Annotated in this window: 27 protein-coding genes; 15 read left to right on the forward strand and 12 right to left on the reverse strand. The window is 58.9% G+C overall.

Features of this window, described 5'->3' with window-relative positions; translation table 11 throughout:
• Nucleotide 1: 1 nt before the first annotated feature.
• From ACWGXE_RS00415 to ACWGXE_RS00435, 5 genes are all read left to right on the forward strand, one after another.
• Complete coding sequence (locus ACWGXE_RS00415; RefSeq protein WP_447600396.1) at nucleotides 2-775, forward strand: class I SAM-dependent methyltransferase; 774 nt, start codon at nucleotides 2-4, stop codon at nucleotides 773-775.
• A gap of 132 nt (nucleotides 776-907) precedes the next feature.
• On the forward strand, nucleotides 908-1,930 hold the full coding sequence (locus ACWGXE_RS00420) for a class I SAM-dependent methyltransferase (protein WP_447600398.1): 1,023 nt from the start codon (nucleotides 908-910) through the stop codon (nucleotides 1,928-1,930).
• 129 nt (nucleotides 1,931-2,059) lie between these two features.
• Entirely contained in the window at nucleotides 2,060-2,842 is a 783-nt protein-coding gene (locus tag ACWGXE_RS00425; protein WP_447600400.1) for a dienelactone hydrolase family protein, read from the forward strand.
• Between the two features lie 554 nt (nucleotides 2,843-3,396).
• Nucleotides 3,397-4,395, forward strand: a complete 999-nt coding sequence (locus tag ACWGXE_RS00430; protein ID WP_447600401.1) for a hypothetical protein — start codon at nucleotides 3,397-3,399, stop codon at nucleotides 4,393-4,395.
• 61 nt (nucleotides 4,396-4,456) lie between these two features.
• Nucleotides 4,457-5,476 (forward strand): hypothetical protein, encoded by a 1,020-nt coding sequence (locus ACWGXE_RS00435; protein WP_447600402.1) that lies wholly within the window; start codon nucleotides 4,457-4,459, stop codon nucleotides 5,474-5,476.
• On the opposite strand, the gene ACWGXE_RS00440 is transcribed toward ACWGXE_RS00435, so the two are convergent.
• From ACWGXE_RS00440 to ACWGXE_RS00450, 3 genes are all read right to left on the reverse strand, one after another.
• Nucleotides 5,465-6,646 (reverse strand): RuBisCO large subunit C-terminal-like domain-containing protein, encoded by a 1,182-nt coding sequence (locus ACWGXE_RS00440; protein ID WP_447600404.1) that lies wholly within the window; start codon nucleotides 6,644-6,646, stop codon nucleotides 5,465-5,467. The two genes, ACWGXE_RS00435 and ACWGXE_RS00440, sit on opposite strands and share 12 nt — an antisense overlap.
• A 159-nt stretch (nucleotides 6,647-6,805) precedes the next feature.
• Nucleotides 6,806-8,188: a GAF domain-containing protein gene (locus ACWGXE_RS00445; protein ID WP_447600406.1), complete on the reverse strand. Its 1,383-nt coding sequence runs from the start codon at nucleotides 8,186-8,188 to the stop codon at nucleotides 6,806-6,808.
• A 3-nt stretch (nucleotides 8,189-8,191) separates the two neighbouring features.
• Nucleotides 8,192-8,647 carry a hypothetical protein gene (locus ACWGXE_RS00450; RefSeq protein WP_447600408.1) on the reverse strand — a complete coding sequence of 152 codons (456 nt, stop codon included), beginning with the start codon at nucleotides 8,645-8,647 and terminating at the stop codon, nucleotides 8,192-8,194.
• Nucleotides 8,648-8,824: 177 nt separating this feature from the next.
• Between ACWGXE_RS00450 and ACWGXE_RS00455 the strand changes: the two genes are divergently transcribed.
• On the forward strand, nucleotides 8,825-9,679 hold the full coding sequence (locus ACWGXE_RS00455; protein WP_447600410.1) for a hypothetical protein: 855 nt from the start codon (nucleotides 8,825-8,827) through the stop codon (nucleotides 9,677-9,679).
• A gap of 227 nt (nucleotides 9,680-9,906) precedes the next feature.
• Complete coding sequence (locus ACWGXE_RS00460; protein ID WP_447600412.1) at nucleotides 9,907-11,160, forward strand: RNA polymerase sigma factor; 1,254 nt, start codon at nucleotides 9,907-9,909, stop codon at nucleotides 11,158-11,160.
• Between the two features lie 369 nt (nucleotides 11,161-11,529).
• Here ACWGXE_RS00460 and ACWGXE_RS00465 read toward each other — a convergent pair whose 3' ends face one another.
• The 4 genes from ACWGXE_RS00465 to ACWGXE_RS00480 all read right to left on the reverse strand — a co-directional run bounded on the left by ACWGXE_RS00465 (nucleotide 11,530) and on the right by ACWGXE_RS00480 (nucleotide 16,343).
• The gene (locus ACWGXE_RS00465) at nucleotides 11,530-11,874 is read right to left on the reverse strand and encodes a hypothetical protein (protein ID WP_447600414.1); all 345 of its coding nucleotides are present in this window, start codon (nucleotides 11,872-11,874) and stop codon (nucleotides 11,530-11,532) included.
• A gap of 1,449 nt (nucleotides 11,875-13,323) precedes the next feature.
• Nucleotides 13,324-14,247 carry a cyanobactin maturation protease PatG family protein gene (locus ACWGXE_RS00470; protein ID WP_447600416.1) on the reverse strand — a complete coding sequence of 308 codons (924 nt, stop codon included), beginning with the start codon at nucleotides 14,245-14,247 and terminating at the stop codon, nucleotides 13,324-13,326.
• A gap of 250 nt (nucleotides 14,248-14,497) precedes the next feature.
• The gene (locus ACWGXE_RS00475; RefSeq protein WP_447600417.1) at nucleotides 14,498-15,361 is read right to left on the reverse strand and encodes a S8 family peptidase; all 864 of its coding nucleotides are present in this window, start codon (nucleotides 15,359-15,361) and stop codon (nucleotides 14,498-14,500) included.
• Between the two features lie 484 nt (nucleotides 15,362-15,845).
• Nucleotides 15,846-16,343, reverse strand: a complete 498-nt coding sequence (locus ACWGXE_RS00480; RefSeq protein WP_447600419.1) for a nucleoside deaminase — start codon at nucleotides 16,341-16,343, stop codon at nucleotides 15,846-15,848.
• A gap of 621 nt (nucleotides 16,344-16,964) precedes the next feature.
• On the opposite strand from ACWGXE_RS00480, the gene ACWGXE_RS00485 reads away from it, so the two are divergent.
• On the forward strand, nucleotides 16,965-17,921 hold the full coding sequence (locus ACWGXE_RS00485; protein ID WP_447600420.1) for a DUF6687 family protein: 957 nt from the start codon (nucleotides 16,965-16,967) through the stop codon (nucleotides 17,919-17,921).
• A 78-nt stretch (nucleotides 17,922-17,999) separates the two neighbouring features.
• Here the strand turns inward: ACWGXE_RS00485 and ACWGXE_RS00490 are convergent, their stop codons facing one another.
• From ACWGXE_RS00490 to ACWGXE_RS00510, 5 genes are all read right to left on the reverse strand, one after another.
• A complete protein-coding gene (locus ACWGXE_RS00490; protein ID WP_447600422.1) occupies nucleotides 18,000-18,752 on the reverse strand; it encodes a methyltransferase domain-containing protein in 753 nt (250 codons plus the stop codon).
• Nucleotides 18,753-19,166: 414 nt separating this feature from the next.
• A complete protein-coding gene (locus ACWGXE_RS00495; protein ID WP_447600423.1) occupies nucleotides 19,167-19,991 on the reverse strand; it encodes an alpha/beta fold hydrolase in 825 nt (274 codons plus the stop codon).
• Between the two features lie 228 nt (nucleotides 19,992-20,219).
• Nucleotides 20,220-20,813: an FRG domain-containing protein gene (locus tag ACWGXE_RS00500; protein ID WP_447600424.1), complete on the reverse strand. Its 594-nt coding sequence runs from the start codon at nucleotides 20,811-20,813 to the stop codon at nucleotides 20,220-20,222.
• A gap of 206 nt (nucleotides 20,814-21,019) precedes the next feature.
• On the reverse strand, nucleotides 21,020-21,448 hold the full coding sequence (locus ACWGXE_RS00505; protein ID WP_447600426.1) for a TA system VapC family ribonuclease toxin: 429 nt from the start codon (nucleotides 21,446-21,448) through the stop codon (nucleotides 21,020-21,022).
• A complete protein-coding gene (locus ACWGXE_RS00510; protein ID WP_447600428.1) occupies nucleotides 21,429-21,686 on the reverse strand; it encodes a ribbon-helix-helix protein, CopG family in 258 nt (85 codons plus the stop codon). The genes ACWGXE_RS00505 and ACWGXE_RS00510 overlap by 20 nt, the downstream gene beginning before the upstream one ends.
• A gap of 270 nt (nucleotides 21,687-21,956) precedes the next feature.
• Here ACWGXE_RS00510 and ACWGXE_RS00515 point away from each other — a divergent pair, with 270 nt between their 5' ends.
• The 7 genes from ACWGXE_RS00515 to ACWGXE_RS00545 all read left to right on the forward strand — a co-directional run bounded on the left by ACWGXE_RS00515 (nucleotide 21,957) and on the right by ACWGXE_RS00545 (nucleotide 26,366).
• Entirely contained in the window at nucleotides 21,957-22,322 is a 366-nt protein-coding gene (locus ACWGXE_RS00515; RefSeq protein ID WP_447600430.1) for a YciI family protein, read from the forward strand.
• 236 nt (nucleotides 22,323-22,558) lie between these two features.
• Nucleotides 22,559-22,909: a YciI family protein gene (locus ACWGXE_RS00520; protein WP_447600431.1), complete on the forward strand. Its 351-nt coding sequence runs from the start codon at nucleotides 22,559-22,561 to the stop codon at nucleotides 22,907-22,909.
• 155 nt (nucleotides 22,910-23,064) lie between these two features.
• Nucleotides 23,065-23,550, forward strand: coding sequence for a VOC family protein (locus ACWGXE_RS00525; protein ID WP_447600433.1), 486 nt, complete (start codon nucleotides 23,065-23,067; stop codon nucleotides 23,548-23,550).
• Between the two features lie 62 nt (nucleotides 23,551-23,612).
• A complete protein-coding gene (locus ACWGXE_RS00530; RefSeq protein ID WP_447600434.1) occupies nucleotides 23,613-23,978 on the forward strand; it encodes a YciI family protein in 366 nt (121 codons plus the stop codon).
• Between the two features lie 202 nt (nucleotides 23,979-24,180).
• Nucleotides 24,181-24,621, forward strand: coding sequence for a YciI family protein (locus ACWGXE_RS00535; protein ID WP_447600436.1), 441 nt, complete (start codon nucleotides 24,181-24,183; stop codon nucleotides 24,619-24,621).
• A gap of 108 nt (nucleotides 24,622-24,729) precedes the next feature.
• Nucleotides 24,730-25,116, forward strand: a complete 387-nt coding sequence (locus ACWGXE_RS00540; protein WP_447600437.1) for a DUF899 family protein — start codon at nucleotides 24,730-24,732, stop codon at nucleotides 25,114-25,116.
• Nucleotides 25,117-25,178: 62 nt separating this feature from the next.
• Nucleotides 25,179-26,366, forward strand: coding sequence for a WD40/YVTN/BNR-like repeat-containing protein (locus ACWGXE_RS00545; RefSeq protein ID WP_447600439.1), 1,188 nt, complete (start codon nucleotides 25,179-25,181; stop codon nucleotides 26,364-26,366).
• Nucleotides 26,367-26,400: the final 34 nt, after the last annotated feature.

The following is a 26,400-nucleotide window of genomic DNA, read 5'->3' on the forward strand; positions in this document are numbered from 1 at the left end:
CATGGCCGCGCCGCAGATCTGGAATCCCAAGGAGTATTCCGATCACGCCCGATTCGTGACAGAACTCGGCGCGCCTTTGATTGAATTATTGGCGCCCAAAGCAGGCGAGCGAATTCTCGATCTCGGCTGCGGAGACGGTGTGCTGGCGAAGCGATTGATGGACCTCGGGTGCGATGTGCTGGGCGTGGACGCGAGTCCGGCCATGGTTGAAGCGGCGCGGTCGCGCGGCGTGTCCGCGCAAGTCATGGACGGGCATGAGTTGCCGTTTCATGAGGAGTTTGACGCCGTGTTCAGCAATGCGGCGCTGCATTGGATGCTCGAGCCCGATGAGATTCTGTGCCGGATTCGGCGGGCATTGCGATCAGGCGGACGCTTCGTGGCTGAGTTCGGCGGGCAGGGGAATCTCGCGCAGGTATTGATCGGCCTCCATCGAGTCCTCAAGTCCAACGGCTACGATTCCGCGTCCGTGCAACCATGGTATTTTCCCTCGGCGGAAGAGTATCGAGAACGGTTGATCGGGCAGGGGTTTCAGGTTTTGTCTTTGGAGCTGTTTCCTCGTCCGACTCTCTTGCCGGACGACATCACGGATTGGTTGCGCATGTTTGCGCAACCGTTCCTTAGCCCGGTTCCCGACGACCGCAGGGGCCGAATCCTCACCGAGGTGCGTGAATCGCTCAGCTCAACCTTGAAGAGAGTCGATGGCCGCTGGGCGGTGGATTACGTCCGTCTGCGTTGTCAGGCGATCAAGTCGATGACACCGGCAGCTTCTCGATGACTGGGCTGCCATCCGTCCCTACCACTCCAACAGGCCGGGACTCATTCCGAACAGCCGGCGAGTTGACACCACGGTCCCGGAACAGTAGCTTGGGGCTGTTTCTCACTGAGAATTCAATAAGGAGACCCGCTCATGCCGGCACAGGAGCCGCCCGGAGGGCCGACGCCTCAATTATTTTTTCAAACGGCCAATGCCTACCAACGGACGCAAGCGCTGAAGGCCGCGATTGAACTAGATCTCTTCACCGCCATCGGCGGCGGGAAAGATACCGTACGCGCCTTCGCCCAGCAATGTGGCGCAGCCGAGCGAGGTATGCGGATCTTGGCGGACTATCTCACCATCCAAGGCTTTCTGATCAAGGAAGGCGCCCGGTACAAGTTGACGCCGGATTCGGCCCTGTTTCTCGATCGTCGATCCCCGGCCTATATGGGGTCGGTCCTGGGGTTCTTGCATGCGCCGAAGTTCACCGATGCCTTCCAAAATCTCACCGAGGCGGTGCGAAAAGGAGGGACCGTGGCAGGCGAAGCCGGCACGGTGGCGCCCGAACATCCCCTCTGGGTCGAGTTTGCCAAATCCATGATCCCGATGATGGCCAAGCCCGCGGAAGAAATCGCCCTGTTCGTGCGACAAACTCAACCCCACGTCAAAAAAGTCTTGGACATTGCGGCGGGGCATGGGTTGTTCGGGGTCGAAATCGCCAAGCGCTGCCCGGATGCCGAGATTGTCGCGCTCGACTGGCCGAATGTTCTGGCGGTTGCGCAGGATCTCGCGCGCGAGGTGGGCGTTCAACAACGGTACCGGACCATCGCCGGGGACGCGTTTACGCAGGAATTCGGAACGGGGTACGACTTGGTGCTGCTCACCAATTTTCTTCATCATTTTTCCGCCGCCGCCTGCGAGACCCTGCTCCGGAAGGTCCATCGGAGCCTGAACGACGGTGGGCGGGTCATCACGCTGGAGTTCGTGCCCAACGATGATCGTGTCACGCCACCCGTTGCGGCAGAGTTCGGCCTCATTATGCTCGCCACGACGCCGGAAGGGGATGCCTACACATTTAAGGAATACGGGCAGATGTTCCGCACCGCGGGGTTTGCCCGCACGGAACTGCATCCGGTGCCTGGATCGGCCGAGCAGGTACTGGTGTCCTCTAAGTAGTGTGGACTATTCTAAATGGATGTGTCGAACCATTGACAGGCAAGCATTGGGAGAATCTAACGCGCAGTGTCACGGTTGGAGACGACGTCTGCGCCGGGACAGCGTATTCATAGACCGATGGAGGGCTGTATGCATCGACACATCATCGCGGCCATCGCGGGAGTAATCTTCTTCGCGTCGGCGGCGGCCGCCGGAGTCCAGACGAGAGAGATCGAGTACAAGCAGGGCGAGACGGTTCTGCAAGGATTTCTTGCGTGGGACGACGCCGTAGAGGGCAAGCGTCCCGGCGTGCTGGTCGTCCATGAATGGTGGGGGCATAACGAGCACGCGCGGGATCAGGCGAAGCGGCTCGCCGAGGCCGGCTATGTCGGCTTTGCGCTGGATATGTTCGGCAAAGGGAAGGTCACGATGCATCCGAAGGATGCCCAAGCGTTTATGAGCGAGGCCAAGAAGGACCCGGCCGTGATTCCGGCCAGATTTCACGCCGCGCTTGAGCTCCTGAAGCAGGACTCGCATGTGGACCCGAGCCGGATCGCGGCAATCGGTTATTGTTTCGGCGGCTCCGTGGTCCTCGATGAGGCCCGATCGGGAGCCGACTTGGACGCTGTTGTCAGTATTCACGGGGCGCTCGCCACGAAACACCCTGCGGAGAAAGGGAAGGTCAGGGCTCGCGTCCTCGTGCTCACCGGCGCCGCTGATCCTTTTGTGCCGGACGAACAAGTGGCGGCGTTCACGCAGGAGATGAAAGCCGCAGGCGCCAAGTTTCAGGTCGTCAGCTACCCCGGCATCAAACATGGATTTACCAATCCCAACGCGGGCAAGGCGGGAATGGATGCCCTCGAGTACAATGCCGAAGCGGACAAGAAATCTTGGGCGGCGGTGCGAGAATTTTTCAAGGAGGTCTTCCGCTGAGGCATCCCCTGCAATTTGCGGAAGACCCTTGCACCCGGGCGATCTATTAGCGACCGCTTTCAGCGCCCGAGCGTGTCATGCGTCGATTTTTCATCTGCCGTTCGTTCATCCTTCATGTTTGACAGATATCCTTCTTTCGTTCGAATACCGAATCAGCGAAAGGACCGGTAAGAGATTCGGCATCGACGGCGCCTCAGCCTTCCCTTCGCTCTCAATCTTGCCTGAAGAAATGATCCGCGACAGAGACCATTTCGGCGCGCATGCGCGCGCGCTCCACCTCAGAGTGTTCCCACCCCATTCCGTGATTCTTGCGGTCACCGGACCGGCGTCGCTAAAAACCGCGACGGCTCGTGATTGATCACGGCCGTCATGACGGGCAACCGGCTTCAACGGGATTGTCACGCACTCCATCGAATCCTCGTTCCCCTCTAAGTCCTTGCAATAATTCGCCTTCCATCTAGAAACGGAGTCGGCGGCCGGCTTGGCATCCGACTTGCGGAGAGCGGAGCTCGTCATGAGTACGTAGTCATGCGGGTTGGGGGGCAGTAATTGTCATGCGAAAGGTCGGAGTGACCTCGCGTGTGCTGGTGTCTGTGCTGATTGTATGCATCGCCTCCGGCTGCGCCACTAGCCCGACGACCCGTCTCCGGTTACATGGTGATGTCTCAACCACCCGCTGTGAAGCGCCGAAAACGTCCGAACATCTCCTCCCGGTAGTGAGCAGTGAATCAGGTCCCGTCCAGAGCGATGAGGAGGCTATCGAGCTCTCGCCGATTGCGCGGCAGACGGCCGCCACGATTCGCGTGCTTGGTCTGCTGAAACGCATTCCCGGGCTCGAACGGGAGGCGCAGGCACAGCCCGACACGATATGGCGCCTGTTGTGGACCCGCCAACAGATCATCGACCGGATCTCGCTCGCGGCATTCGACGTGTCCAGTACCGTGGCCGAAATCGACTGCGAAGAGTCGCGCGCCGATCACGTCGCGGATGGGATGCAGGAAGTGCGGCAGGACCGACAGGAGCGAGGGCTGTTCATGGCGCTCATCGGGGGCGCCTTAATCGGCGTAGTGGCTGGTTCCCTGTCGTTGGCTGGACTGGCCACGGCCTCGGCAGCGAATGCGATCCTAGGCGGCGCACTGTCCATCGGCATCGGGGGAGCAGCCACAGTATTTCTGGGCGGCGAACACGACTTTCATCATCCGCGCAATCATTTGCGGGACCTTCGGGACCCACCCATGCAGTCGGCACTGTTTCCGGCTTCGGTCTGGCGCTATCTCAACGGACCTTCTCGAACCTTGCCAGGCGACAGCGTGCGCGACGCGTTGCTGATCTATTGGGGGCAGGACGGCCGCTTGGGAGAACCGGGAAGCAAAACAGAGCAGCGGCGAAATGAACTGCTCTTCGCAGACGGCGGCATCTACGATATTACGACGCTGCGTATCCGGGCAGAAATGCTCAACCATGTGAAATCGGAGATCTTGCGTATGGGACAAGACCTGAACCAACTTCTGTACGAGGTATTGGCGCGTGAAGCGCAGGACAAGTCGACCTGAAGAGCGACTCTCAAGTTTCGCTTCGCGAAGCAATGAGAATCCGTGAACAAGTTTGCCAAGTATGCATGCTCGTCCATTCATTGCATCGATGATGATCCTGTGCGCAGGAGTGGGTTGTGCGAGTCCATCGCAAACCTTGCACCGGCTGCATGGGGACGCCACGACCACCCGCTGTCAATCCCAGACGAGGACGCATTTCCTTCCCTTGCCGCACGAAGCGGGCCGGCGCGATTTCCGTGGAAACCCGGTCGCCAAAGCCTTGCCTGCTCGGGTGCGGGAAGTCGCCGAGGCGATCGACGTTCTCGGGCTTCTCATCGAACTCCGGGAGTTGGAGCAAGGGGCCGTTGAGCGGCCGGAAGTCGCCTGGCGCCTCCTCCAGACGCGCCAGCACATCTCTCACCGCATTGCGCTTGCCGCATTGGACGTGTCGAGCACGGTCGCCGAACTGGACTGTGAAGAATCCCGCGCGGATCATGTCGCCGACGGATTGCGGGAAATGTTGCAATATCGCGCCGAACGCGACCTGTTTCTCGTTTTCGCCGGCGATGTGTGGATCGGGATGATCGCCGGCTCGTTGGGCCTGGCCGGACAACACACTGCTGCGGAAGCAAGCGCTGTATTTGGGGGATTATTCGCCACCGGCATAGGAAGCGCGTCGGTCTTCGCGGACGAGACGTATGAATTTCAGCATCCGCGCAATCATCTGCGAGATATTCGAGACGGGTCCTCGGAATCTGAGGTATTCACCGGATCCGTCTGGCGGTACTTCAACGGCCCATCATGGGTGCTCCCCGGAGAAACGTGTCGCCAAGCGCTGCTGGAATATTGGAAAGAAGAAGGCCGGCTGGGGCAAAGTGATGACGTCGAAACACGGCGCACTGAACTGTTCTTCAGTGATGGCGGCATCTACGGCATGAAGGAACTCCGCATCCGCGCTGAAATGCTGAATCACTTGAAATCCGAAGTGCTGCGCATCGGGCAGGATCTCAATAATCTTCTCTACGAGGTGTTGACTCATGATCCAGAATTGGTTCAGAGGCAGAAAGTATTCCAATCGGTCGGCTTGCCTCTACGCCATTGAGCATCGCTCGACGTCCTTTACGAACCGCTGTGTCGCCGCGATCAGGCCTCGGGAATCCTGCTGGATCCGACTCCCGAGAATGAAGACGACATCGCGTCCGTAAAACGGTCCCAACTCGGCTACTTGCTCGAATCCGATCCGGCCGGCGGCCGTCGGAAACATCGGTCGAAAGCGATGCCAAGGTGAACGGCAGGCGGCAGCGATGGCCACGCAATCTTCCTTCATCATCGCATAGCCTGTGCTATAGCCTGGATAGATCGAGATGTCGGCTCCGGCGAGCCGCGGCAATTGACCATACAGGGCGGCGGGCGCGATGCCGCTGTCGGGATTCACCGCGTAACTGCCCAGCAAAGCCGGATGATTCATTATGGGCAGGGAGAGGGTGTGCTCCTCGGCCAATGTTCGAAGCGCGTCGAAGCCGGTGAGACCGGCGGCAACCAGCAATCCGCCGGCGCCCGCCTGTAGAGCCCGCTGCGCGCGCCGGCGCATCTGATCCAGCGGGCCGCTCACATGCGGGAAATAGAGACATGGGCGTCCCCGCTCTTCGGCTCCCTTGGCAATCGCATCCGCGCAACGCCCGATCCGTTCATCAAAGGGACAGAACGGGTGGTCCATGAGGCCTTGATCGTCTTTGATCAGATCCACGCCGCCGAGCGCGAATTGATAGGCGAGGTCGGCCAGCTCACGCGGCGACCGCCCAAGTGGTTTCAGCACAGCGCAGACCAGCGCGCGATCCCGAACGCCGCTCGCTTCTCTGAGGCCCTGCAGTCCGAATCGCGGCCCCTGCCACCGTGAGAGCAGAGCATCGGCGAGATGGAACGACAGTAACCGCACACCGGCGCGAAGACTGCTGGTACCGAACAAGACATTTAAGAGGCCGGCGCAATCGTGCCCGATCAAGTCGCCCGCATAGGAAATGGTGATTTCATAGCGGCCGGCTGACGCACGACGAAATTGTTCAATCCGGCCGACGATCCGTTCACGAAGATCGTGAGTCAGCACTTCTTCGCTCGCCTCGACGGTCTGATCGATACAAATGAGAGCGGCCTTGGCGCGCGCCTCTTTTTCCGAACCGGGCACCTGGTAGTCGGCCATGACTCGGGCGCTTTCGTTGGGAGCAGGCATCCGGCCAGCGTACGCGGCGTCGTGTTGAAATGCCAGCCCGATCATGACCTGATCGCCGGGCGCAATCGCCCTCCGGCCGGGCACGGAAGGTTGAAGGGACCGGCCTGCGGGAAGCCGGAGGTCTCACCGTCTCCTCCCACGATTGCACCGGCAATCGGTTAGAGACGCCGTAAATGCGGATAGGTCTCAGGGGACCGGGCGAAGCTATGGCGGTTTCTCGGACAGGTCGATCACGACATCGGATTCCAACGCGAACCGGCCTCGTCCCCGCTGTACGAGGCGGATCTCGGGACATTTGAGTTCCATCCGTTTGCGCAGCAGAATCAAACGGCTTTCCAGGTTGTCTCTTAGTTCAGGCAAGCCAAGCCAGGCATCCATGCGCAGTTCGCGATTGGTGAATTCCGATCGGCCTTCGTCGCGGTGTTGCGTGAGGAGGCGCCAGAGAATGCGGCCCGGCACGTTGCGGATCAGGTATTCTCCGTCAACAAACACACAGTCGTCCTGAGGATAGAAGCAGAAACTTCTGGTCCGTCGACCTGAGGCGCGGGGTCGTGTCTTGGGTGGCGCAACCGCCGGCGCGGATTCATCCACATCCCGGCTAAGCTGATCGATCCTCGTCGCCAATTGGGCCGCGACGATGGTGAGAAGCGTATCTTCTCGAGGCAGGAAAGCCAGCGGGTCGGTACTTTCAACGGCCAGGACGCCGACCAATCGTTTTCGTGTGATCAACGGTACGGCGATCTGGGCTGCTGCACCCGGAAGGCCAGGGAACGGAATTTCTTTGCAGACCGCCTCCATGCTTCCCATGGCTTCGGCCCGGTTCCTCGCCGCGCGGGCATACCGGAGACTGTGATCAATCGCGGACAGCCGCAGCGCGCGGCGGGCGCGGGCCACCATGCCAATCAAGCCTTCGCCGAAGCCCACTTCCGCTCCCACCCCGTTCTCCAAATAGCCGCGACTGGCGATCGTAAACAATTTGCCGTTGCGTTCGTCGGCTAAGAGGATGAGGACATAACGGAATCCCAGCATCTCGTCGAGGAGCTGAAGCGTCGCCTCCAAGAGATCGTTCAATAACTCAGGATGGTTCAGCCGTTCGGCGCACAGCCGCAGCACTTCCAAGTCGTTCGGAACGAATAGGCGCGAAGGGAGCTCCGACGGCGGGGGCATGGGAAGACGGGTGAAGCCTTCAATCAGTTCAATGCCCAGCACCTCGTACACATCCGCTGCGCGCAACCGAAACACGTCGGCCATGCCGGCGTACGATGCGATGGCTTGCAGCTGAAGCGACATCGATTCGAACAGAGGGCCGGAGTCTTCGGAGTGGTCGAACCGTAGTCCAAGCCTGAATGCCTGCAGCGTCCGAGGGTCGAGCACCATGGCACAGGCGAGAGGATTTTCACGCACGTTCCGGTGCGTCTTGTTGAAGAACTGATGCGAGATCGCGACGTGCGAGTCGTCGACGTAGTAGATCTGGCTGATAAAGGTAATGTTCGGCGTCCCGTCTCGGGAACAGGTGCTCAAGGCCGCCGGGATGATCCCTTGCAGGCAGGGCCAAAGGTCCTCAAGGCGCGGGCCGGTTGTCTGCATGCCTTACAGTTTTTCGCCGGTGCCTGGCCCCGGTGTTTGGTGAAATACCTCGGTCACATCCACCTCGACGGCCAAAGCCGGTTCGGTAATCCATGCTTCGCCGACTGAGCGCGGAACGCCGATGGCAACGAGTTCTTCAAGAAATTCCAGATGCCAGGCGCGGCTCTGTTCCGTGTCGCGCTTGGTGGCCTGCCGGATGTTGCGCACTCGGCCTTTGAGTTGGCAGGCCACGTGGTCGGTCGGCCTGGTGCAACTGATCGCGATCAAGCCGTTGTCGCTCACGTTCTTCAACGTCCGGCGGGAGATCGATTCGGTGAGATAAATGGTTACGGAGACGCGATCCTTTCCCACCCGGATGCCCCAGGCACGCGTGCATTCCGGCATCAGCGCCGCGTCCCTGGTCCCGACCACGACGGACACCCCCGTCTGAAGCAGTTCCACGATGTTCGACGGAATCATGGTTGCTAAGCCTTGGAAACCGGCCGGTTAAGGAAAAATTAAGGCAACAATAGCATATTCTTAGCAACCATCGCGCGGGGCGCCATGCTACCGTTCGCCCAGCACACGAGGAGGCCGCACCATAGTATGAATGATTCAGCGGTTTCCCGGCCATGACAGACAAACAAGGAGGTTCTTATGTCACGCGCGTTGTTGTCCGCCATAATGATTACGTTATCGACGACGGTGATTGCTGTTCCGGTTCAAAGCCAGGCCGGGGAGAAAGTAATCGCAACCGGACCGCGAACTGCTCCTGTGGTATTTGTCGCTCACGACTACGGCTATACCGGTCCGGATCGTGTTCCTTCCGGCATGACGACGGTGGAGATCCTCAACGAGGGACGGGATCTGCATCATGCGCAGCTCATCAAACTGATGGCCGGGAAGACGGCTGCGGATTTCGTGTCGGCAATGAAAACCGATCCGGTGCACTGGCCCGAATGGATCAGTTTTGTCGGCGGCCCGAACGGTGTGGTGCCTGGAGATCGCGCGACGGCGACTATGAGACTGGATGCGGGGGGCTATCTCGTGCTCTGTATCATTCCCGACAAACAAGGCATGCCGCATGTCATGCTGGGGATGGAGAAGTCCTTTACCGTGTTCCCGGTGAGTACAGTGGCATCAGTCGAACCGACCTCCAATGTCGTGATCACGCAACGGGACTTTCATTTCGATGTCTCCAGGCCCATCACTTCCGGGACGCATACGATCCAAGTCACGAATGCGGGCAATCAGCCGCACGAAGCCGTCGTGGTGAAATTGGAGCCCGGCGCCACGGTCAAAGATTTCGTGGCAGCCTTCGAGCCCGGTGCTTCCGGTCCGCCGCCCGGACGGCCGATGGGCGGCATTGTCGGCTTGGATCGCGGAAGAGAGGGATATTTTACAACGACATTTGAGCCGGGCCACTATGCTGTGCTGTGCTTCTTTCCGGACCAGGCGACCGGCCGGGAGCATTTCACACAAGGGATGATCTCGGAGTTCACGGTGCGCTAGGAATCGCGACGAAGAGGACGTGATGACCGGATGCATTCGGTTTCACGTCCTTTTTTTCCGTTGTCCTTTCACGCAAAGCCCCGGTAATGATTCGGCCGTTATAGGTGGGGGTGGACCGCGGCGGGATGAAAAGGTATGACACCGGTGTCATTTTCATGGCCTTGCCTCGCTTGAATCCTGGAATGTACTCCGTCACAGTGGTGTCTCGCCATGAGGGCCCGTCCACAATGAGCGATGATTCGACCGAACAGGTACGTGAACTGGTAGACAATGTGTATCGTGCCGAATCCCGCCAGGTCCTCGCGACGCTGATCCGGCTGCTCGGGGACTTTGAGGCCGCTGAAGAAGCGCTGCATGACGCCTTCGCCGCGGCGGTCGAGCAGTGGGCAACGGAGGGTGTTCCGGCTAATCCACGGGCTTGGCTCGTGTCCACCGGGCGCTTCAAGGCCATCGACGGCATGCGCCGGCGCGCCCGGTTCGACGCATCGTTGACGGAACTTGCCAAGCAGATGGAAGCAGGCGCCGGTGACCCGGACGAATGGGATGATGGACATGTCGAGGACGATCGGCTCAGGTTGATCTTTACCTGTTGCCATCCCGCGTTGCCGTCCGACGCTCAGGTCGCCATGACCTTGCGAGAAGTCTGCGGGCTCACGACCGATGAGATCGCGCGCGCGTTCCTTACGAAACCGCCCACGGTTGCTCAGCGGATTGTGCGCGCCAAGGCGAAGATTCGCGACGCGCGCATTCCTTATGAAGTCCCGGAAGAAAAGGATTTGCCTGATCGGCTGGATGCCGTGCTTCGGGTGGTCTATTTGGTGTTCAACGAGGGATATAGCGCGTCAGCCGGTACGTCGCTCACGCGGCATGATCTGTCAGGAGAAGCGATTCGGTTGGGACGCTTGCTGATCGCATTACTCCCGGAGCCGGAAGCGATGGGCCTCCTGGCGCTGATGTTGCTGCAAGACTCGCGGCGCGAGGCGCGTGTCACGCCGTCGGGTGATTTGATTCTCCTGGAAGAGCAGGATCGCGCCCTTTGGAATCAGGAGCAAATCGCGGAGGGAGCTTCATTGGTTGAGCAAGCGCTCGCGTCCCGCCGGATCGGCGTCTACACGATTCAAGCGGCGATCGCGGCGGTGCATGCCCGATCATCTACCGCGGCGGCCACGGATTGGACGCAGATTGTCGGACTGTACGATCTCTTGCTTCAGGCCGATGCCTCACCGGTGGTGGAGTTAAATCGCGCGGCGGCGGTGGCGATGCGCGATGGGCCACCGGCAGGGCTGGCGTTGATCGAGGCCCTCCTGGCGCGCGGCGAACTCGTGAACTATCACCTTGCGCATGCGGCGCGGGCGGATCTCTGCCGGCGACTGGGGAGGACGGCGGACGCGCGAACGTCCTATGAGCGGGCCTTGACTCTCACGCAGCAAGAACCGGAACGGCGGTTTTTGAAGCGGCGGCTGCGAGAGCTGGAAAACTAAATTCGGCGTGCCACAAGTCATACTGGGTTTGCTGTTTGAGCCAGCTCTCAGCCGAAGCTCGTGGCGCTATGGCCGCGTTAAGTTGAGCCAGGATGAGGCGAAGCCGTCCAGCGTGCTGGGTTTGGATGCCCGATCTGCCGCCTGTCTCGAAGAACCGGCCTATGCCTTTGTGCTTGAAGCCGCGGATCACGCGACCAACTGTAACCCATTAAGTTACACGCGGCCAAGTTACCTGTCCAAGATAACGGGGGCAATGGAGCGGATCTTCACCAGTCCGGCTACGAGACCACGATTATCAGGAGCGCGAATGCCGCCCCATGCACGGGGACGTGTCGTGCGCTCCTCATGTCAGCTTCTTTTGCACAGTACTCAACAGCGGACGTCATACGTATCGCAATTGCGTTTGACGCACGTCTTGTATCGGCCGGTGGGCGAGTCCGGGTCGTGATGGCAAGGACCGCATCCGGGACGACAAGTTTGGCCTCCTCCTCCGCCGGTGCCGCCGCCACCACCCCCCTGATCCATGCATCGGATGTTGCACACCGACCTCAAGAACGGATCGTCGATGCGATCGCAATTGGCTTGGCAAAAGCCGATGGGAAGTTGGGGCAAGACAGAAGGATGGCCCGCTGCCAAAAATGGACGTCCGATCGCGTTGTAGGCGCGTGGTGTTTTGTACAGCGTCGAATCCGCTGTAAATCCCGGTAGCTTCATATCGGTCTCCTTTCCAATTTCTGAGGTGATGTCCAATTCGCCGCACGTCACCTCGCGGTTCAGCCGCATCCCTTCAGACACGCGGTATGCTGTTGATCACAAATGACGCAGTTGAGTGAGGGCTTAGGATTTTCCCATGTCCCTTCGCAGGTATCCAGGCACGAGCGCCAGGCGGCATCGCACAAGAATCGACAGAACCAACTTCCTAAGCCGCCGAAGAGGCCCGCACTCGTCGAGCCATGAAACGGATCGAATGAAAGCTGAGGAAGGATACGGGGCGTGCCGGTACCGGCCCTTTGTGTGGAGACCATTGTCCAGCGGCCTTTTGTCTTGTACAGCGAGGCATCAGCGGTGAATCCCGGCATGCTCATGTTTGTATCTCCTCTACGGTTTTGTCCGGCGCCACGAATGCGAGCCTGGGTCGGCCGGCCCTTGGGTTGCCCCTTCGATCATAGCAATCGCGCTGCGGCGCTTCCTCGGCGTTCTTCACCACATAATTACTCGACCCCAACCGCCGTTGAAGATGCCGCCGCTTCCACATGCGCATGTTTCTGTCGAACATCTTCCCAAGACATCGCAGCAGGCTCGCGCGCAAGCGCCGGTGGGAGTGCCGTCCGGCCACCGCAGAGGTGTGCAGTCTCCACAGCCCGGCGCGGTCGGGACCCGTAGCTGCGGCACGATAGCTCCGAACGCTCGCGCAGAGCCGTGAACGCTTTTCGCACCGTACTGAGAAGCGATTCTATGCAGTGAAGCTTCGGCGGTGAAGCCGGGTAGATTCATGGGTTTCATTTCAGTTCTCCTTTGGAGAGAGTCGTTCATCACATCCTGTCTTTCGCTACGCTGCTCATTATGCATTAGCAGGGGAATGGGTAGCACGTGCAACTGCAGATCTGGCACCCCCCATCAGGCGGAGGATAACTTATGCCAAGACCAATACGCCGTGTTGCGGCTTGCGACGTCATAGAGGGCCAAATTGCCGCGGCAGGGATTGTCAACACAAGATCGGAAATCTGTGCTCGATAGGACGCGCTTTTCGTAGAGACAGACGCCTCTGCGGTGAATCCCGGCATGGTCATCTTTACACCTCGTTTCTTTAAGGTTTTTCGTTCGCCACGAGAATATGAGAGTGACTGGCGTCATAGCAGGACATTGCGCGATGAGCCGGGGAATGTGCAGACATATACCCATTCCAGACACATTGGCACCGGATAGCCGGGCAGCGCACTACCGCACTCTACCCATCTCTTTTCCCAATGGCATGTCGGCAACGTCGGCCCGAAGCCGCCGAACCTGCCCACCGTGCGGAACGCTTGCGGCAGCACCGAGCGGGACTTCGCCGCCGCGAATTGCTCAGTTCTTACCCGGTGACGACGAACGCTTCGGGATAACGATAACTCGGCGGTGAATCCAGGCATCTTCATGGTCGAGCTCCTTTGGTTCACTACAAAATCAACGGTCGTAGTACGGCGACATCTTGGTGACGAGGAATGGAAATTCCTCCGTGACGTCCACGCGCACGCAGAACTTCTCGGTAAAGTCCGTGGTGCGGTTGGTATAGGCGAAAATGACCTCCACGATGTTGCGGGTGCCGCTGAGCGCCGACGGTCGAGATTCCACCCCTGTGAGCGAGAAATCCCGCGCGAACTGTTCTGCGGCGATGGTGTAGACCGCCGGATAGCGCATCGCCAAATAATTGAGCGCACGGTGCTCATCGGTCGCGCCTGCGTTGTCGGTCATCTGCATGATGCGGCTGAACAGCTCTTCTGCGGCGGGCGCAAATTGCTTTGGGGTCATCTTTTCCGGTTTGGGCACGGCTTTGATCAGCGAATCCCGGTCAAAAGAATAAATCTGGTCGAAGGCGACGATCGGGACCATGAGGCCGTTGCACAAGTCAGGCGGGGCCATGGGCCCACGTATGCCGATGACCACATCAAGGTCCATCGGACTGGGCTGCGGCCGGATCGCTTCGACCAGCAGATCGATGTCCGCCGGATCACGCGGCTTCAGCAGATAGGTATCCAATTCCTGGATGCTCAACACCCAACAAAGCTGGCGGACCAAGTAACGGTGTTCCCGCTTCGAAAGCACGGCATGGAACGTCTGCTGGTCGGTCTTTCCGGCGGTGTCCGTCCGTCCGGTCGCCTGAGCGAATTCCTTTTCCGCCGCAAGATTTGGGAACCTCGCCTCCACGCGGCCGATGGCATACACAAAAGAGAGCGGCGGATTTCCTGCCCCCCCGGCGCATGTCGGGCAAGAAGCCATGCCGGTCGATGGAGCCATGCCGGCAGTCTCCTGAGAAGGCACAATCGCGGACGCTTCGCGATCTGCCACAGCGTGATTGGTTGATTGGGTCTTACTCTCCGGTTCGTTCATGATTCCTCCTTACGTCATAGTAGTTGTCTGCCGGTAAATACGAGCCACTGGTTCAGTGCAGCGGCTTGTTGTTCGCAACCGCCACAAGGTCGTATGCCGAAGGTCGAGGTGACTTTCTTCAAGACTGTTCCGAGTCCGATGTCTTCATGAAGGATGAATCCCGGAAGGCGAACCCGGTGTCGCGGCTGATCATGGTCCTTTTTTCGGGCAGGCGCGGTCTCCTTTGATTTCATCGGAACCACCTCCTGTTCTATGCTGGTGCCATCAGGTTATAAGCCGCCCATGCATCCAGTAACGGCGGCACCAGCGAGATGCGTCTAGGCATGGGGGCGTGCGTAATCGCCATTTTCACCTGCGCCGGGGTTGCCTTTGGAAAAATAGACCACAATAAGGCAATGGTCCCCGTCACAAACGGTACGGCGACGCTTGTTCCTCTGAGGGTGAGAGGACCTCCCTGCGTGCTGAGACTGGTGATGGCGTCGCCGGGTGCGCTCAATCCTCTCCTGCCGATCGAATTGCCGAGATTCGATTCGTGCATCGGCCGACCATGGCGATCGCAAGCGGCGACCGGGATGACCCATGGATGTCGGGTGATAACGGAACTTCCAAGCGTGCCCTGATTACCTGCCGCCGCCACGATGAACACGCCGCGTCTGGTTGCCTGATCAAGCGCGTGCGACAAAATATGCTCCCCTTTACTGGACGGGTGCACAAGGGCCAGGCTCAAATTGATGACTTGCGCGCCCGCATCAATGCATTCGGTAATTGCAGAGGCAAGTTCGGCGGGAGTCGTGCCGGGCATCTGTTCTTGTCCGGCGGTCGTCTCCGTAAAAATCGGCCGTATCAGGAGAGTGCAGTCAGGGCAAATGGCGGGTGCGGCGGAATTCCGCTTAGCCGATAAAATTCCCGCGACAAAGGTCCCATGGAGACACGCGATGCTGGCGGCTTGAGCGCACGAGCCGCCTCGTCCACCGGAAATTTCACGAAATCGTCGGCTCGAAAGATCCGGATGACGTGTCGAGACCGGCCCGTCGATGAGCCCGATCTTCACTTCGGGGTTTCCGCTGGTGCGGCGCATCAACGGAGTGAGCTTGACCAGGTCCAAAGCGAGCATACGGGATGACTCTCAGATGATTCCCATATGGTCGGCATTGCGTGGTGCGTGAACAGCCGACCGGACGGGAGAAGCCTACGGCATTCCCGAGATGAGTGCAAGAAAGGGCGAGGCCTCAGGGCGATGAGCTCGATGGACTGTGTCAAAATAATACAAGGCCGGTTGGCCTTCGGCGTTTGACAGCTACTGCATTAACTTTTGTCTGCTACGTCCGGTTGTTGGACGGTGCAGGTCCGTCTGCTCCTTGGATCATAGTGCACGCGCTATGTGCCTACTCCGTGAAACACGTCGGGCACACTACGAAACCATCTGGACCAAAGATGAGATTTTCTAAGAACCGCCTCTTCCTGCTCACCTCCTGTCCTCATATTTGCCTAGCATCGAAAAAACTGAATGGCTCGACACTGAAGCCGGAATCACTTCGGCGTATTCGCGTGATGGTAACGGATGACTGAAAGCGCCCTGTTGGCAGCACTCCGTTTGGTTAGGCATAGTGAATGTCGCCCCGTGAACCATAGAAGCGGCGGTGCAAGTCGCGTATTTCCTCCGCGAGGCCGGGAACTGGACCCTGCACGGCGACGTCCGGGACGATTTCTCGGATCGGCAAGGGACGCACCGGAGAGGCAGGAACTCCTAGCTCGTTGAGCCAGGCGATCAGTTGCTCAGAAGAACTCACATACACGATACGGCCGAGGCCGACCCAGCCATGCGCCGCCGCGCACATCGGGCAATGCTCACCCGAGGTGAAGACGGTGGCCGCCTCTCGTTCCCGAGGGGTCATGTTCGCCGCGGCCCAACGCGCGAGCTCAAACTCCGGATGACGGGTACGGTCGCCAGAGCTGACGCGGTTGCGATCCTCGGCGAGAACGGTTCCATCCTCAGCGACGAGCACAGACCCGAACGGCTCGTCGCCCTCCTCCAGGGATTCGGCCGCCAATTCTACGCAGCGGCGAAGATGCTGCAATTCGGCTTCGTTGAGCATAGTAGTCTCCTACTTTCGTCTTGGTTTTCTTCCGGGTTGGGCTGTATAGACCTTACCTGAGGCCGGAAAGAATATCCGGCCGATTTTTGTGTGAGGCCGCGGTGCGTCTCTGAAACTGGTTCCAGTTTCAGTCATCGTGTATGACCGCCATTATGCAATCACGTGGTGTTATGTCAACGGCTGATATGAGCGCTCCAATGCGTACCCAGTACGACTCTCGACGAAAGGTCGCTTCTGAAGTCGCCTATTGGCCGCCGATCCTTCGCTTTTCCGGGGTACCGTTCGCCGGGAAGCTCATTGCCGCTGTTGTTGCGATCTCTCGGCTCGGGGGTCACCGGGCGATCGGCGTGCGAGGCTTGTGTATGCGCTCGCCTGTCGGCATCATGCTGCTGAGGCTTGAACAAGTGTGGGCTTGCCCGCTGCGTGCCAGGTCCTCCGTTGAAGGGGTACCGGTATGCAAAAATAATCAAGCGATTCTGACCGCCTGCCGAAAAGACTGCGTGTATGAATGCGGTGCTCACGTTGAAATGAACCCAGCGTACTTCATCCGAACCCGCAATCTAAACGAAAGTGAACAAGCCGTCCGGAAGGAAGCGACCTTGTCTCAGAGGCAAGCCTCGAATGCGGTTTCTCCCATACTCTCAGATTGATGCGGTTCCCAATGTCATTGTCGATGGTGCGCCGACCCGGCATACGGTTCTGACGCTGTCGCATTGGCCGAAGAGCGGCACGCCTCGCGAGCTCAAAGCAGACACTTCGGCCGAGAGCGTCTTCAAATACCTTGACTCGCCGCGATTCCATGTTGAAGCCGGCATTGTGTCGAACAATCATTTCGATGAAGACGGCCTTGTGGGAGTTTTCGCCATGCTGCAGCCGGCCGTGGCCGAGCAGCATCGCGACCTCCTGATCGATGTGGCTCAGGCTGGAGACTTCGGCGTTTTCTCGGATCGTCAAGCGGCACGCGTGGCATTCACGATTTCCGCCTATGCCGACGCGGACACGTCCCCCTTGCCGCGCAGCCTCTTTGCGCAGCCGTACGCCGAGCGGACCGGTGAATTATATGTCCGGCTGCTCGCTCTTTTGCCCCGGTTGCTGACCGATCTAGACGAGTATCGAGCAGTCTGGGAAAGCGAAGACCACGAACTTGCCGCCAGCGAGGCGCTCATCGAGCAGGGAGTCATCACCATTGATGAGGTGCCCGATCTTGATTTAGCGATCGTGCGCATCCCGGAAGGATCGGTACCGGCTGTCTGTCATCTATTTGCCCTCCACAACAGGACTCGCTCGAGTCGGTTGCTGCGCGTTCGGGGGTGCCGCATTGAGTTAGAGTACCGGTGTGAGGGTTGGGTCCAAATGATGTCGCGGAAGCCGGCGCCCCGCGTGGATTTGTCACAATTGGCCGATGAGCTGAATCGCGACGAACGCGAGGGGCGTTGGGTCTTCGACGGAGTCGACCAGATCACGCCGAGGCTTCATTTGGAAGGCAGCGAGCGCTCGGCCATCCCCATTGACGTCATTGTAGAACGCGTCGAGTACCATCTTCGGACCGGCCGCCCGGCGTGGAATCCCTACGACTGATGCAGGGACGGCCGGCCGCAATCGAACCGAGGCCGTGCGTCGCATCGTCGCCCGCGGCTCATTCCTCAGCGTTCCGTCTCATTCCTCCTTTCGGCCGACGACAGACACCCAGGCCTGAGCAAACATGCCGCCGTTGCGGCTCCAAGTCCGAAACGTTTCTGCAGACTGCTCATCGCCGGCTTCCTCAAGCTGAAGAGCCAAGTACTCACCAATGAGCTGCAGGGAGGCATAGCACTCATATCGGGCCGACATCTGCATCACGTCAAACCCCGCCGCGGCGAGGTGGACCGCGAGTTTGCGGCCCGCTCGAGTGTCACCCCCATTGCTGTTCTGCAACGTTGTATAGGCCGCGATGGCACGGGACAACTCCTGTGAAGGCGGCGACAAGATGAACCCATCCCAATCCGGGCTGCAGGCGCCGATGAACCCACCGGGCTTGAGTACACGATAGAACTCCGTCAGGGCCCCAATAGGATCAGATAGATGTTCGATTAAGGCATGGCTGAATAGTCGATCGAAGCTGTTACCAGCAAACGGCAAGGAATAGCAGTCCGCAGTTTGAAACGCGATATTGGCTATAGAGTCGGATGTAGCAATGTCGGTTGTTCGTGCGATCTGTGAAGCGCTACGGTCAACACCGACAACCGTTCCCGGGGAGATGCGCTCGGCAATGCCCACGGTGATGGACCCGGGACCACATCCACAGTCCAAGACCGACACGCCGGCCGTGAGGTAGGCGGCGAAGAACTGTCCGTGCGAATCGAAAGATCGCTTCGACATGAACTCGACGACATTTGGGCCATATCCGGGCGTGTAAGATTCATCTTTCATCCCAGCATTGTCTTCTTGTCGAGATGTCCACGCTCAAGTGAACCCGATCCTCGCATGGACTATCGCGTACATCTCCAAGCTTGTCAAACATGACGTGCAGGGCAACGCATTGCCGCACGGCTGCCTCCAAACACGTTACCTCTCCGCCGCGAGGTGATCGAACGCGGCGGGTCAAGCGAAGCTTGGTATGGCGGGCGTGCTCGCCTCTCAGTCCCTCGACGTACTGTTTCAAGTACCCCTCAGTCCCTCGCGGCTGTGCTTGCAAGAGACTGCCGGCTCACCGTCTCGCCGGCGTCCACAAGCATGGCGCTCATTATTCTTCGCGCCGTGGACCTCGCTTGGCGACCCAAATTTTACACCCGCCCTTCCCCAGGCGCGCCGAGACACGCCTCTTCCAGAGATCGCGACGACCCGTCATGAATAATGCGGGCTAAGAATGAACGCTCTGGTCACATCGACGTAGGCCTCCGGCTGCGTGGCATGCGGGATGTGCCCGGCGCCGGAAAACGTCATGATCTCTGCCTGGGGCAATACGTCGGCGAGCTTGGCAAGCACGGGGCTGTATATCGGGGGACTCCGGTCACCGGTCGAGAGGAGCACGGGCTGAGGGAATGTCTTGATCCCTTCGAGGTCAAGACAGAACTGCTGGGGATCGTTCGCTTCGTCTAAGAATGTCGATGCATTATCGATACAAGTTTGCCGGACTTGAGAAGGAAGTCGGGTCCAGGTACCCGGTCCGAGCGCCACAGCGTCGACGAACTGTGCGGCAGCACCAGCATTATCTCCGGACGCAATGCGTTTGGCCACACTGCGGATCGTTTCACGGATCTCGTCGAGGACCGGTGCGAGCGCAGGGTCATGCGCGAGCAATGAGAACAGCGGCGGCTCATGCGCAATGACTCCACGGAGGAGATCGGGACGCTGGCCGGCCAACCGGAGCGTGATTGAGGCGCCGAATGAATTTCCGGCCGCCCACGCAGGCGCGAGTTGCAAATCCTCGATGAGCGCGGCGAGATCGGCGGCGTCTTCGTCAACATTGCCCTGCTTCATCGGACGTTCGCTCTCGCTGTGGCCGCGCCGGTCATAGGTCACCACTCGAAACGACTTGGCTAAGCCCGTAACGACCAGGTCCCAACTGCGGCGCGAGACCCAAGAACCGTGGACCAGGACGAGCGGGATGTCCCCGTCGCCGGTGATCTCATACGCGAGCCGCATGCCGTTCACGATTGCCGTGGCCATGTTTACTTGTTTCCGTTGCGCAAAGCCCGGCGGTAAGTCATTAAGAACCTCAACTCTGGCTCACAACAATGTCGCCATAGGTGCTCTGAACAATCGCGTGCAACTCTTCGTCTCTGCGGCGGGAACGTTGGAACTTGTCCGAGGGGTTTGCTGGCCGCTGTTGCCCACCGCGCTGCCTAAGGTGTCGCATAGCTCGGCTAGCAATACAATGGAAGGCGGTCACCCCGCTCACCTGGGATCTTCTCGGCCTGGATGGCGGCGGGTTGGTGCTGGGCCGCCCACGCTGCGCTTGGGCGTATACCAGCGCTTGAGCCACGCGCTGAGTCCGTCGAGTCCAGGGAACAGCACTCGTTCTTGGAGATTCGCGTGGTCGAGCTTGTCGCGAACCTCCCATTTGAGCTCCTTGGCTACCCTGACTTTCTTACACAGCGGGGGCCGGCCGGAGTCGTTCTTGGTCGAGATCCGTGCCAGCCAACCGTCGAGATCGAGCTCCGGGCGCGACAGGAACGAAAACAGCGCCCCCTGATTGATAATACGATCATCGAGCGCCGGTGGCTCAAAGAAAACCATGAAATCGCTGTGCTGATCTGGGTCGTCGAACTTGTCGAAGGTGGGGAATTCACTGGCAAGCAGCTCGATCGGAAACACTCCGATGCCGCGGGCCTTGACTGCGCGCAAGAGGTCCTCCGGGAGCCAGCGCTGGATTGCCCAGCGATCGACGCACCAGACCACCGCGTCGCGGTCCATCAGGGAGAGATCGCTCGTCGCAAAGTGTAGGGCGACGAACGGCGAGTAGGTCCAGTCCAGAAGCCGCGTCGGCAAGCCATGGTGCTGGGGCTTGAGGCATTCATCCCGAAAGACGAAGTCTTCCGGCCGAGGAAAGAAGTCAGGAATTTTGATGTTTCCGAGGCGGTCGTCAGAGTATCTGATTTTCCGCTCATGTTTTGGCCTGTTTCCCGCCGGTCATCCGCTCTTGCCGAGACAACTGAGAATTCATCGATACAGACCGCATACCGCATAAATTTGGCTCAACCGAGCGGATGCTTCCACCGCAGGCCTGAAAAGCGGGCATAGTCACGATCTGTAGTAATCCACTCGGCACCGGTCTCAATTGCGAGAGCGGCCAGATACGTATCAGCGATAAGATTTCCCTTTGCATTCACCTCTTGGGACAGGCGTTGGAAGATATCCCAGTGGCGCTCACCCGGCGCAAGCGTCACCGCGTTGGGATGATTGCGCAATGACTGGGCGAATTGCATGGCGAGGTCGAGCGGAGTGGGATCGCCGAAGATGCGCGGGTGGGTCACCACTCGGAGAAAGCCGCTCAGCACCAGATCTGAAATTCCAAATGCCGTATCGGAATTGAGCACTTGGTTCAGCCAACTCAAATAATCAGAGTGGCGGGCGGAATCCTCCCGGTGAGCATAGACCAGCACATTAACGTCCGGCAGAATCACGAGAGGACTCCATCAGGTCAAGCATAGAAGCTGCATCGTCAATATCCACTCCCGGAAGGAGTCCCCGTTTCCCGTATGTTTTCAAGATCACCTGATCGCTCCGGCCGGCGCGTCTGCGTCTGGCGAGCGCTTCGCGCAACGCATCCTCGATGACCGCCGTCACCGTTGAGTGAGACACAGCAGCCAGCTTCTTAATTTGAGCAATGAGTTCGTCCGGCAGATTTATGGTCGTTCTCATGCATCAAAACATACCTATGCTGCATATTGATGTCAAGGCATGAAGTATCTGGGTTCCGTCTACGAGTGGCGGGAAAACCATCAAGCGAGTATGTTGAATTTCAGTCTCCGAGAACGACTATGTTATGTCACAGCGCGTGGCTGGCTTATAGCTGATAGCAGGAACCAGGACCACTTCGCTCTTCTTTAGACTCCCTGTCGATTTCCGTCTTTCCGAACGACTATCTCATGACAACGGCTTTTTAATGCTATTTGGGAGGGCCTCAAAGCCATGAAGTTTTTGCTCATGTGCTGCACCGAAGAGAAGAAGATAGCCGACATGTCCAAACCCGAGGTCGAGGCCATCGTGGAGGAGACCTTGGCCTACTGCGGGGCGCTCCAGAAGAATGGCACGCTCATTCTTTCAGAGGCGCTGGAGCCTGTCGATATGGCCACCACCGTGCGGGTCCGAAACGGAAAATCATCCACGACCGATGGCCCGTTTGCCGAAACGAAGGAGCAGTTCGGTGGCTTCTTTTTGATCAATGCCAGGGACCTGAATGAGGCCATTCAGATTGCCTCGAAATTTCCATCGGCTCGTGTCGGCAGCCTGGAGGTGCGGCCGGTCAGGGATCTCAAGAAGGCGAGGCGGGCGTAAAAGATCTCGTTCATGACATCGAATGGGTGATTTCCAGGCTGAGCAATTCGATCAGGAATGTCGATCGTCAGGGATATATCGGGGAGGTTTTGCCGCCTCGCTGCGACCTCCATGGTTGGAGCGTCCGGTCACCCTATGAGAAACTGACATTTACTTCAAACAATTACCATGGCGTGCCGACCGGCAGAGGCATTTCAGAATGATCCGGGGACAGCCGCATAAACGGAGGGATGCACGTGAAGTATATGTTGCTGATTTACGGCGAGGAGCAGGCATTGAGCGAAAGCGAACGGCAGGACTGCTACAAGGAATCGACGGATCTTGCACGGCAGCTTCACCACAACGGCCAGTATGTGGCTGCCAATCCTCTGCAGCCGACTGCAATGGCGACCAGCGTCCGGGTGCGCGACGGCAAACGCCTCGTCACGGATGGTCCCTTCGCGGAAACGCGGGAACAACTCGGCGGCTATTTCTTGATCGACGCCAAAAACCTCGATGAAGCGCTGGCCATCGCGGCTCGGATTCCCATGGCGCGCAGAGGAACGGTCGAGGTGCGGCCGGTTATCGAGATCCCGGAGCTGCCGTGAAGCGAGTCGGGAAAAGCGCACGTCCCCGGGCAACCGATGCGAAGCACCGGCGGGCTGTGGCGGGTGTAAAAACGTGCGCGGGGCGGGTGGGTGAAAATCGTCAAAGCGTCTGGCTGCTATCAGAAGCATAGAATCAACGCGAGGCGAGGAGAAACATGCAAAAGATTACCACTTGCTTGTGGTTTGATGACCAAGCCGAAGAAGCGGCGAAGTTTTATGTGTCGATTTTCAAGAATTCCAAGCTTGGAGCGATCACCCGCTACGGAGATGCAGGCGCCGAAGTTTCCGGCAGACCGAAAGGTTCGGTCATGACCGTGACGTTTGAAATCGAGGGGCAGGAATTTATGGGTTTAAACGGCGGTCCCGTCTTCAAGTTTACTGAAGCCGTCTCTCTCATGGTGCAATGCGAGAGTCAGAAAGAAATAGACGACATGTGGGCGAAGCTGTCCGATGGCGGAGAGGAAGGGCCGTGCGGCTGGCTAAAGGACAAATACGGGCTGTCATGGCAGATCATCACCCCCGGGTGGGACAAGATGATAACCGACAAAAATGTCGAAAAATCCGAGCGAGTCATGAAAGCGATTTTGACAATGAAGAAGCCGGACCTCAATGCGATCAAGCGAGCCTACGAGGGCCGGTAGTCCCTGTCGGTGACGCTCAAAGCCGAGGACGGCTGCAACAAATGCAATCCGGAGGCAGAGCCATGAAGTACCTGCTGCTGGTTCATCACAATGAAGAGGCCTTCGCCAAAATGCAGGAAGGCACGCGGGCCGAACTGCTCTCGGAATCCATCCAACTCTGTCACCAACTCGACGCCAACGGGCAATATCTCAGCGCCTCACCGCTGCAGCCGGCATCCACGGCGACCATTGTTCGGGTGCGTGACGGGAAACCGTTCGTGACAGACGGGCCGTTCGTAGAAACGCGGGAACAGATCGCCGGCTATTTTCTTGTCGAGGCGAAGGATCACGACGAGGCCGTCGCCATTGCCGCTCGGGTCCCAGGGGCGCGCATCGGCACCGTTGAAGTGCGACCGGTGAGAGATGTCGCGGGGCTGCCCGGTGAATGAAGAGCATATGGCTGATGGCTGATAGTCCAAACAAAGAAGCGGCTTGGTCGATGTGGCTTCCCTTGAGCCATAGGCTATACCCCCATGCCCCATTTGCCGCCTTTACAGCATGTCGATTTCGGAAACTTTCGTCGACAAATATACAGAGCGGTCGGCGATCCGAAGACCGACTCTTCATCTTAGATCAAAAGGAGATATGACCATGCGATTCATGATCCTCGTCAGAGCGACCAAGAACTCCGAAGCGGGTGCAATGCCGAGCCAGGAACTCCTGACCGCCATGATGAAATACAATGAGGAACTGGTGAAGGCCGGTGTGATGCTCGCAGGCGAGGGGCTCCAGCCCAGCTCGAAAGGTGCCCGAGTCAAGTTTTCCGGAAGCAACCGCACCGTGACCGATGGGCCTTTTGCCGAAACGAAGGAACTCATTGCGGGCTTCTGGTTGTGGCAATGCAAGTCGAAGGAAGAGGCGATCGAGTGGGCCAAGCGTTGCCCCAATCCGATGCCGGGCGAGGAATCCGAGATCGAGATTCGTCAGATCTTCGAGGCCGATGACTTCGGGACCGAGTTCACGCCCGAACTCAGAGAGCAAGAGGAGCGCCTGCGCGCACGCACCGAGCAGCGCAAGAAGGATGCGACGTAGTTGGGGAGCGTATTCCCTTACACGGCCATGTCGATTTGGCGGCTTCTTGTTCGACCAATAGATAGAAGCCGGCTCTCCGACGGCCGCGACCGGCTTGAGGATAGGAGATTGTTATGGTCCTTCGTCGTGGTCTCGCGCGCTCCGCTCGCCAAGATTGATCAATTTAAGGAGCGCATGGGCTGGAGCTTCAAATGGGTCTCTTCATTCGGCTCGGACTTCAACTTCGATTTTGGGGTCTCCTTCAAGGATGAAGACGAACGTACGGGGCGAGCCTTCTATAATTATACGGTTGGCCCCTACATTAATGATGAAATGCCCGGGGCGAGTTTTTTCTATCGCCGTGAAAACGATGTCTTTCATACCTACTCAACGTATGGTCGCGGCATTGACATTTTGAACGGTGCCTACAACTGGCTGGATCTCGTCCCGAAAGGGAGAGATGAGAATCCTGATCATGCGATGGATTGGGTTCGCCATCACGATCGGTATGCGTAGATGTTTCGAAACTCACAGAAGAGTCGCGACATAACTGCCGCAGGCACAGAAGGGAGTGGACAATGAATTCGATACGGCTGCTCGTTGGGACACGGAAAGGCGCGTTCATTCTTACGTCGGATGGAAAGCGCAAACAATGGGACGTCAGTGGCCCTTACTTTGCGGGCTGGGAAATGTACCATTTGAAGGGATCGCCAGCCGATCCCGATCGGCTCTATGCGTCGCAAACCAGCGGCTGGTTCGGTCAGATTATTCAGCGCTCGGACGACGGCGGGAAGACCTGGTATCAGCCGGGCACGCCACCCGGTGAGTCGACGACGGCTCCAGACGGGACGCCGAAAGGGGAAAGCAATAAATTCGTGTACGACACCTCCCCGGAAACCGGCAAACCGCTCACGACGCACCAGCATTACGACGGCACGCAACGTCCCTGGGAGTTCAAGCGCGTCTGGCATCTTGAACCGTCCCTCACTGATCCCAATACCGTCTACGCCGGCGTAGAGGATGCCGCGTTGTTTCGCTCGACGGACGGAGGGCAGACCTGGCAGGAGTTGGCCGGGCTGCGCAGCGCAAAGGGTAACCTCTGGCAACCGGGCGCCGGCGGGATGTGTTTGCACACGATTATGTTGGACCAGAATCATCCGGGACGGATCTTTATCGCAATCTCGGCGGCCGGGGTCTTCAGGACCGATGACGGCGGGCAGACGTGGCGCCCGGTAAACAAGGGGCTGAAGTCCCAGTACGAGCTGCCTGATGCGGATGCGGAAGTCGGCCACTGTGTGCACCGAATCGCGATGCATCCGTCGCGCCCAAACGTTCTCTTCATGCAGAAGCACTGGGATGTCATGCGCAGCGACGACGCCGGCGAATCGTGGCATGAGGTGAGCGGGAATCTGCCGACCGACTTCGGATTTCCGATTGCCGTGCATGCGCATCAGCCGGACACGATCTATGTGGTGCCTATCAAGAGCGATTCGGAGCATTTTCCGCCGGATGGAAGGCTGCGGGTCTATCGAAGCCGGATGGGTGGGAATGAATGGGAGGCGCTCACGAAAGGCCTGCCGCAAGAGAACTGCTACGTCAATGTGTTGCGCGATTCAATGGCCGTTGATTCGCTCGATCCCTGCGGCCTGTATTTTGGGACGACCGGCGGCCAGGTCTATGGATCGGCCGACGGCGGTGATACGTGGGCTCCGATCGTCCGAGATTTGCCGGCGGTGCTCTCCGTCGAAGTCCAGGTACTGCCGTGAGGGCGGTGCTCGTCGTTTGTGAAGCGTACGATAA

It is taken from the genome of Nitrospira sp. Nam80, assembly GCF_965152575.1.

What these genes read in the sequence shown, in the direction of transcription:
- ACWGXE_RS00415 (WP_447600396.1), top strand. Translation starts at nt 2, where the DNA reads ATGGCCGCGCCGCAGATCTGGAATCCCAAGGAGTATTCCGATCACGCC.
- ACWGXE_RS00420 (WP_447600398.1), top strand. Translation starts at nt 908, where the DNA reads ATGCCGGCACAGGAGCCGCCCGGAGGGCCGACGCCTCAATTATTTTTT.
- ACWGXE_RS00425 (WP_447600400.1), top strand. Translation starts at nt 2,060, where the DNA reads ATGCATCGACACATCATCGCGGCCATCGCGGGAGTAATCTTCTTCGCG.
- ACWGXE_RS00430 (WP_447600401.1), top strand. Translation starts at nt 3,397, where the DNA reads ATGCGAAAGGTCGGAGTGACCTCGCGTGTGCTGGTGTCTGTGCTGATT.
- ACWGXE_RS00435 (WP_447600402.1), top strand. Translation starts at nt 4,457, where the DNA reads ATGCATGCTCGTCCATTCATTGCATCGATGATGATCCTGTGCGCAGGA.
- ACWGXE_RS00440 (WP_447600404.1), bottom strand. Translation starts at nt 6,646, where the DNA reads ATGATCGGGCTGGCATTTCAACACGACGCCGCGTACGCTGGCCGGATG.
- ACWGXE_RS00445 (WP_447600406.1), bottom strand. Translation starts at nt 8,188, where the DNA reads ATGCAGACAACCGGCCCGCGCCTTGAGGACCTTTGGCCCTGCCTGCAA.
- ACWGXE_RS00450 (WP_447600408.1), bottom strand. Translation starts at nt 8,647, where the DNA reads ATGATTCCGTCGAACATCGTGGAACTGCTTCAGACGGGGGTGTCCGTC.
- ACWGXE_RS00455 (WP_447600410.1), top strand. Translation starts at nt 8,825, where the DNA reads ATGTCACGCGCGTTGTTGTCCGCCATAATGATTACGTTATCGACGACG.
- ACWGXE_RS00460 (WP_447600412.1), top strand. Translation starts at nt 9,907, where the DNA reads ATGAGCGATGATTCGACCGAACAGGTACGTGAACTGGTAGACAATGTG.
- ACWGXE_RS00465 (WP_447600414.1), bottom strand. Translation starts at nt 11,874, where the DNA reads ATGAAGCTACCGGGATTTACAGCGGATTCGACGCTGTACAAAACACCA.
- ACWGXE_RS00470 (WP_447600416.1), bottom strand. Translation starts at nt 14,247, where the DNA reads ATGAACGAACCGGAGAGTAAGACCCAATCAACCAATCACGCTGTGGCA.
- ACWGXE_RS00475 (WP_447600417.1), bottom strand. Translation starts at nt 15,361, where the DNA reads ATGCTCGCTTTGGACCTGGTCAAGCTCACTCCGTTGATGCGCCGCACC.
- ACWGXE_RS00480 (WP_447600419.1), bottom strand. Translation starts at nt 16,343, where the DNA reads ATGCTCAACGAAGCCGAATTGCAGCATCTTCGCCGCTGCGTAGAATTG.
- ACWGXE_RS00485 (WP_447600420.1), top strand. Translation starts at nt 16,965, where the DNA reads ATGCGGTTTCTCCCATACTCTCAGATTGATGCGGTTCCCAATGTCATT.
- ACWGXE_RS00490 (WP_447600422.1), bottom strand. Translation starts at nt 18,752, where the DNA reads ATGAAAGATGAATCTTACACGCCCGGATATGGCCCAAATGTCGTCGAG.
- ACWGXE_RS00495 (WP_447600423.1), bottom strand. Translation starts at nt 19,991, where the DNA reads ATGGCCACGGCAATCGTGAACGGCATGCGGCTCGCGTATGAGATCACC.
- ACWGXE_RS00510 (WP_447600428.1), bottom strand. Translation starts at nt 21,686, where the DNA reads ATGAGAACGACCATAAATCTGCCGGACGAACTCATTGCTCAAATTAAG.
- ACWGXE_RS00515 (WP_447600430.1), top strand. Translation starts at nt 21,957, where the DNA reads ATGAAGTTTTTGCTCATGTGCTGCACCGAAGAGAAGAAGATAGCCGAC.
- ACWGXE_RS00525 (WP_447600433.1), top strand. Translation starts at nt 23,065, where the DNA reads ATGCAAAAGATTACCACTTGCTTGTGGTTTGATGACCAAGCCGAAGAA.
- ACWGXE_RS00530 (WP_447600434.1), top strand. Translation starts at nt 23,613, where the DNA reads ATGAAGTACCTGCTGCTGGTTCATCACAATGAAGAGGCCTTCGCCAAA.
- ACWGXE_RS00535 (WP_447600436.1), top strand. Translation starts at nt 24,181, where the DNA reads ATGCGATTCATGATCCTCGTCAGAGCGACCAAGAACTCCGAAGCGGGT.
- ACWGXE_RS00545 (WP_447600439.1), top strand. Translation starts at nt 25,179, where the DNA reads ATGAATTCGATACGGCTGCTCGTTGGGACACGGAAAGGCGCGTTCATT.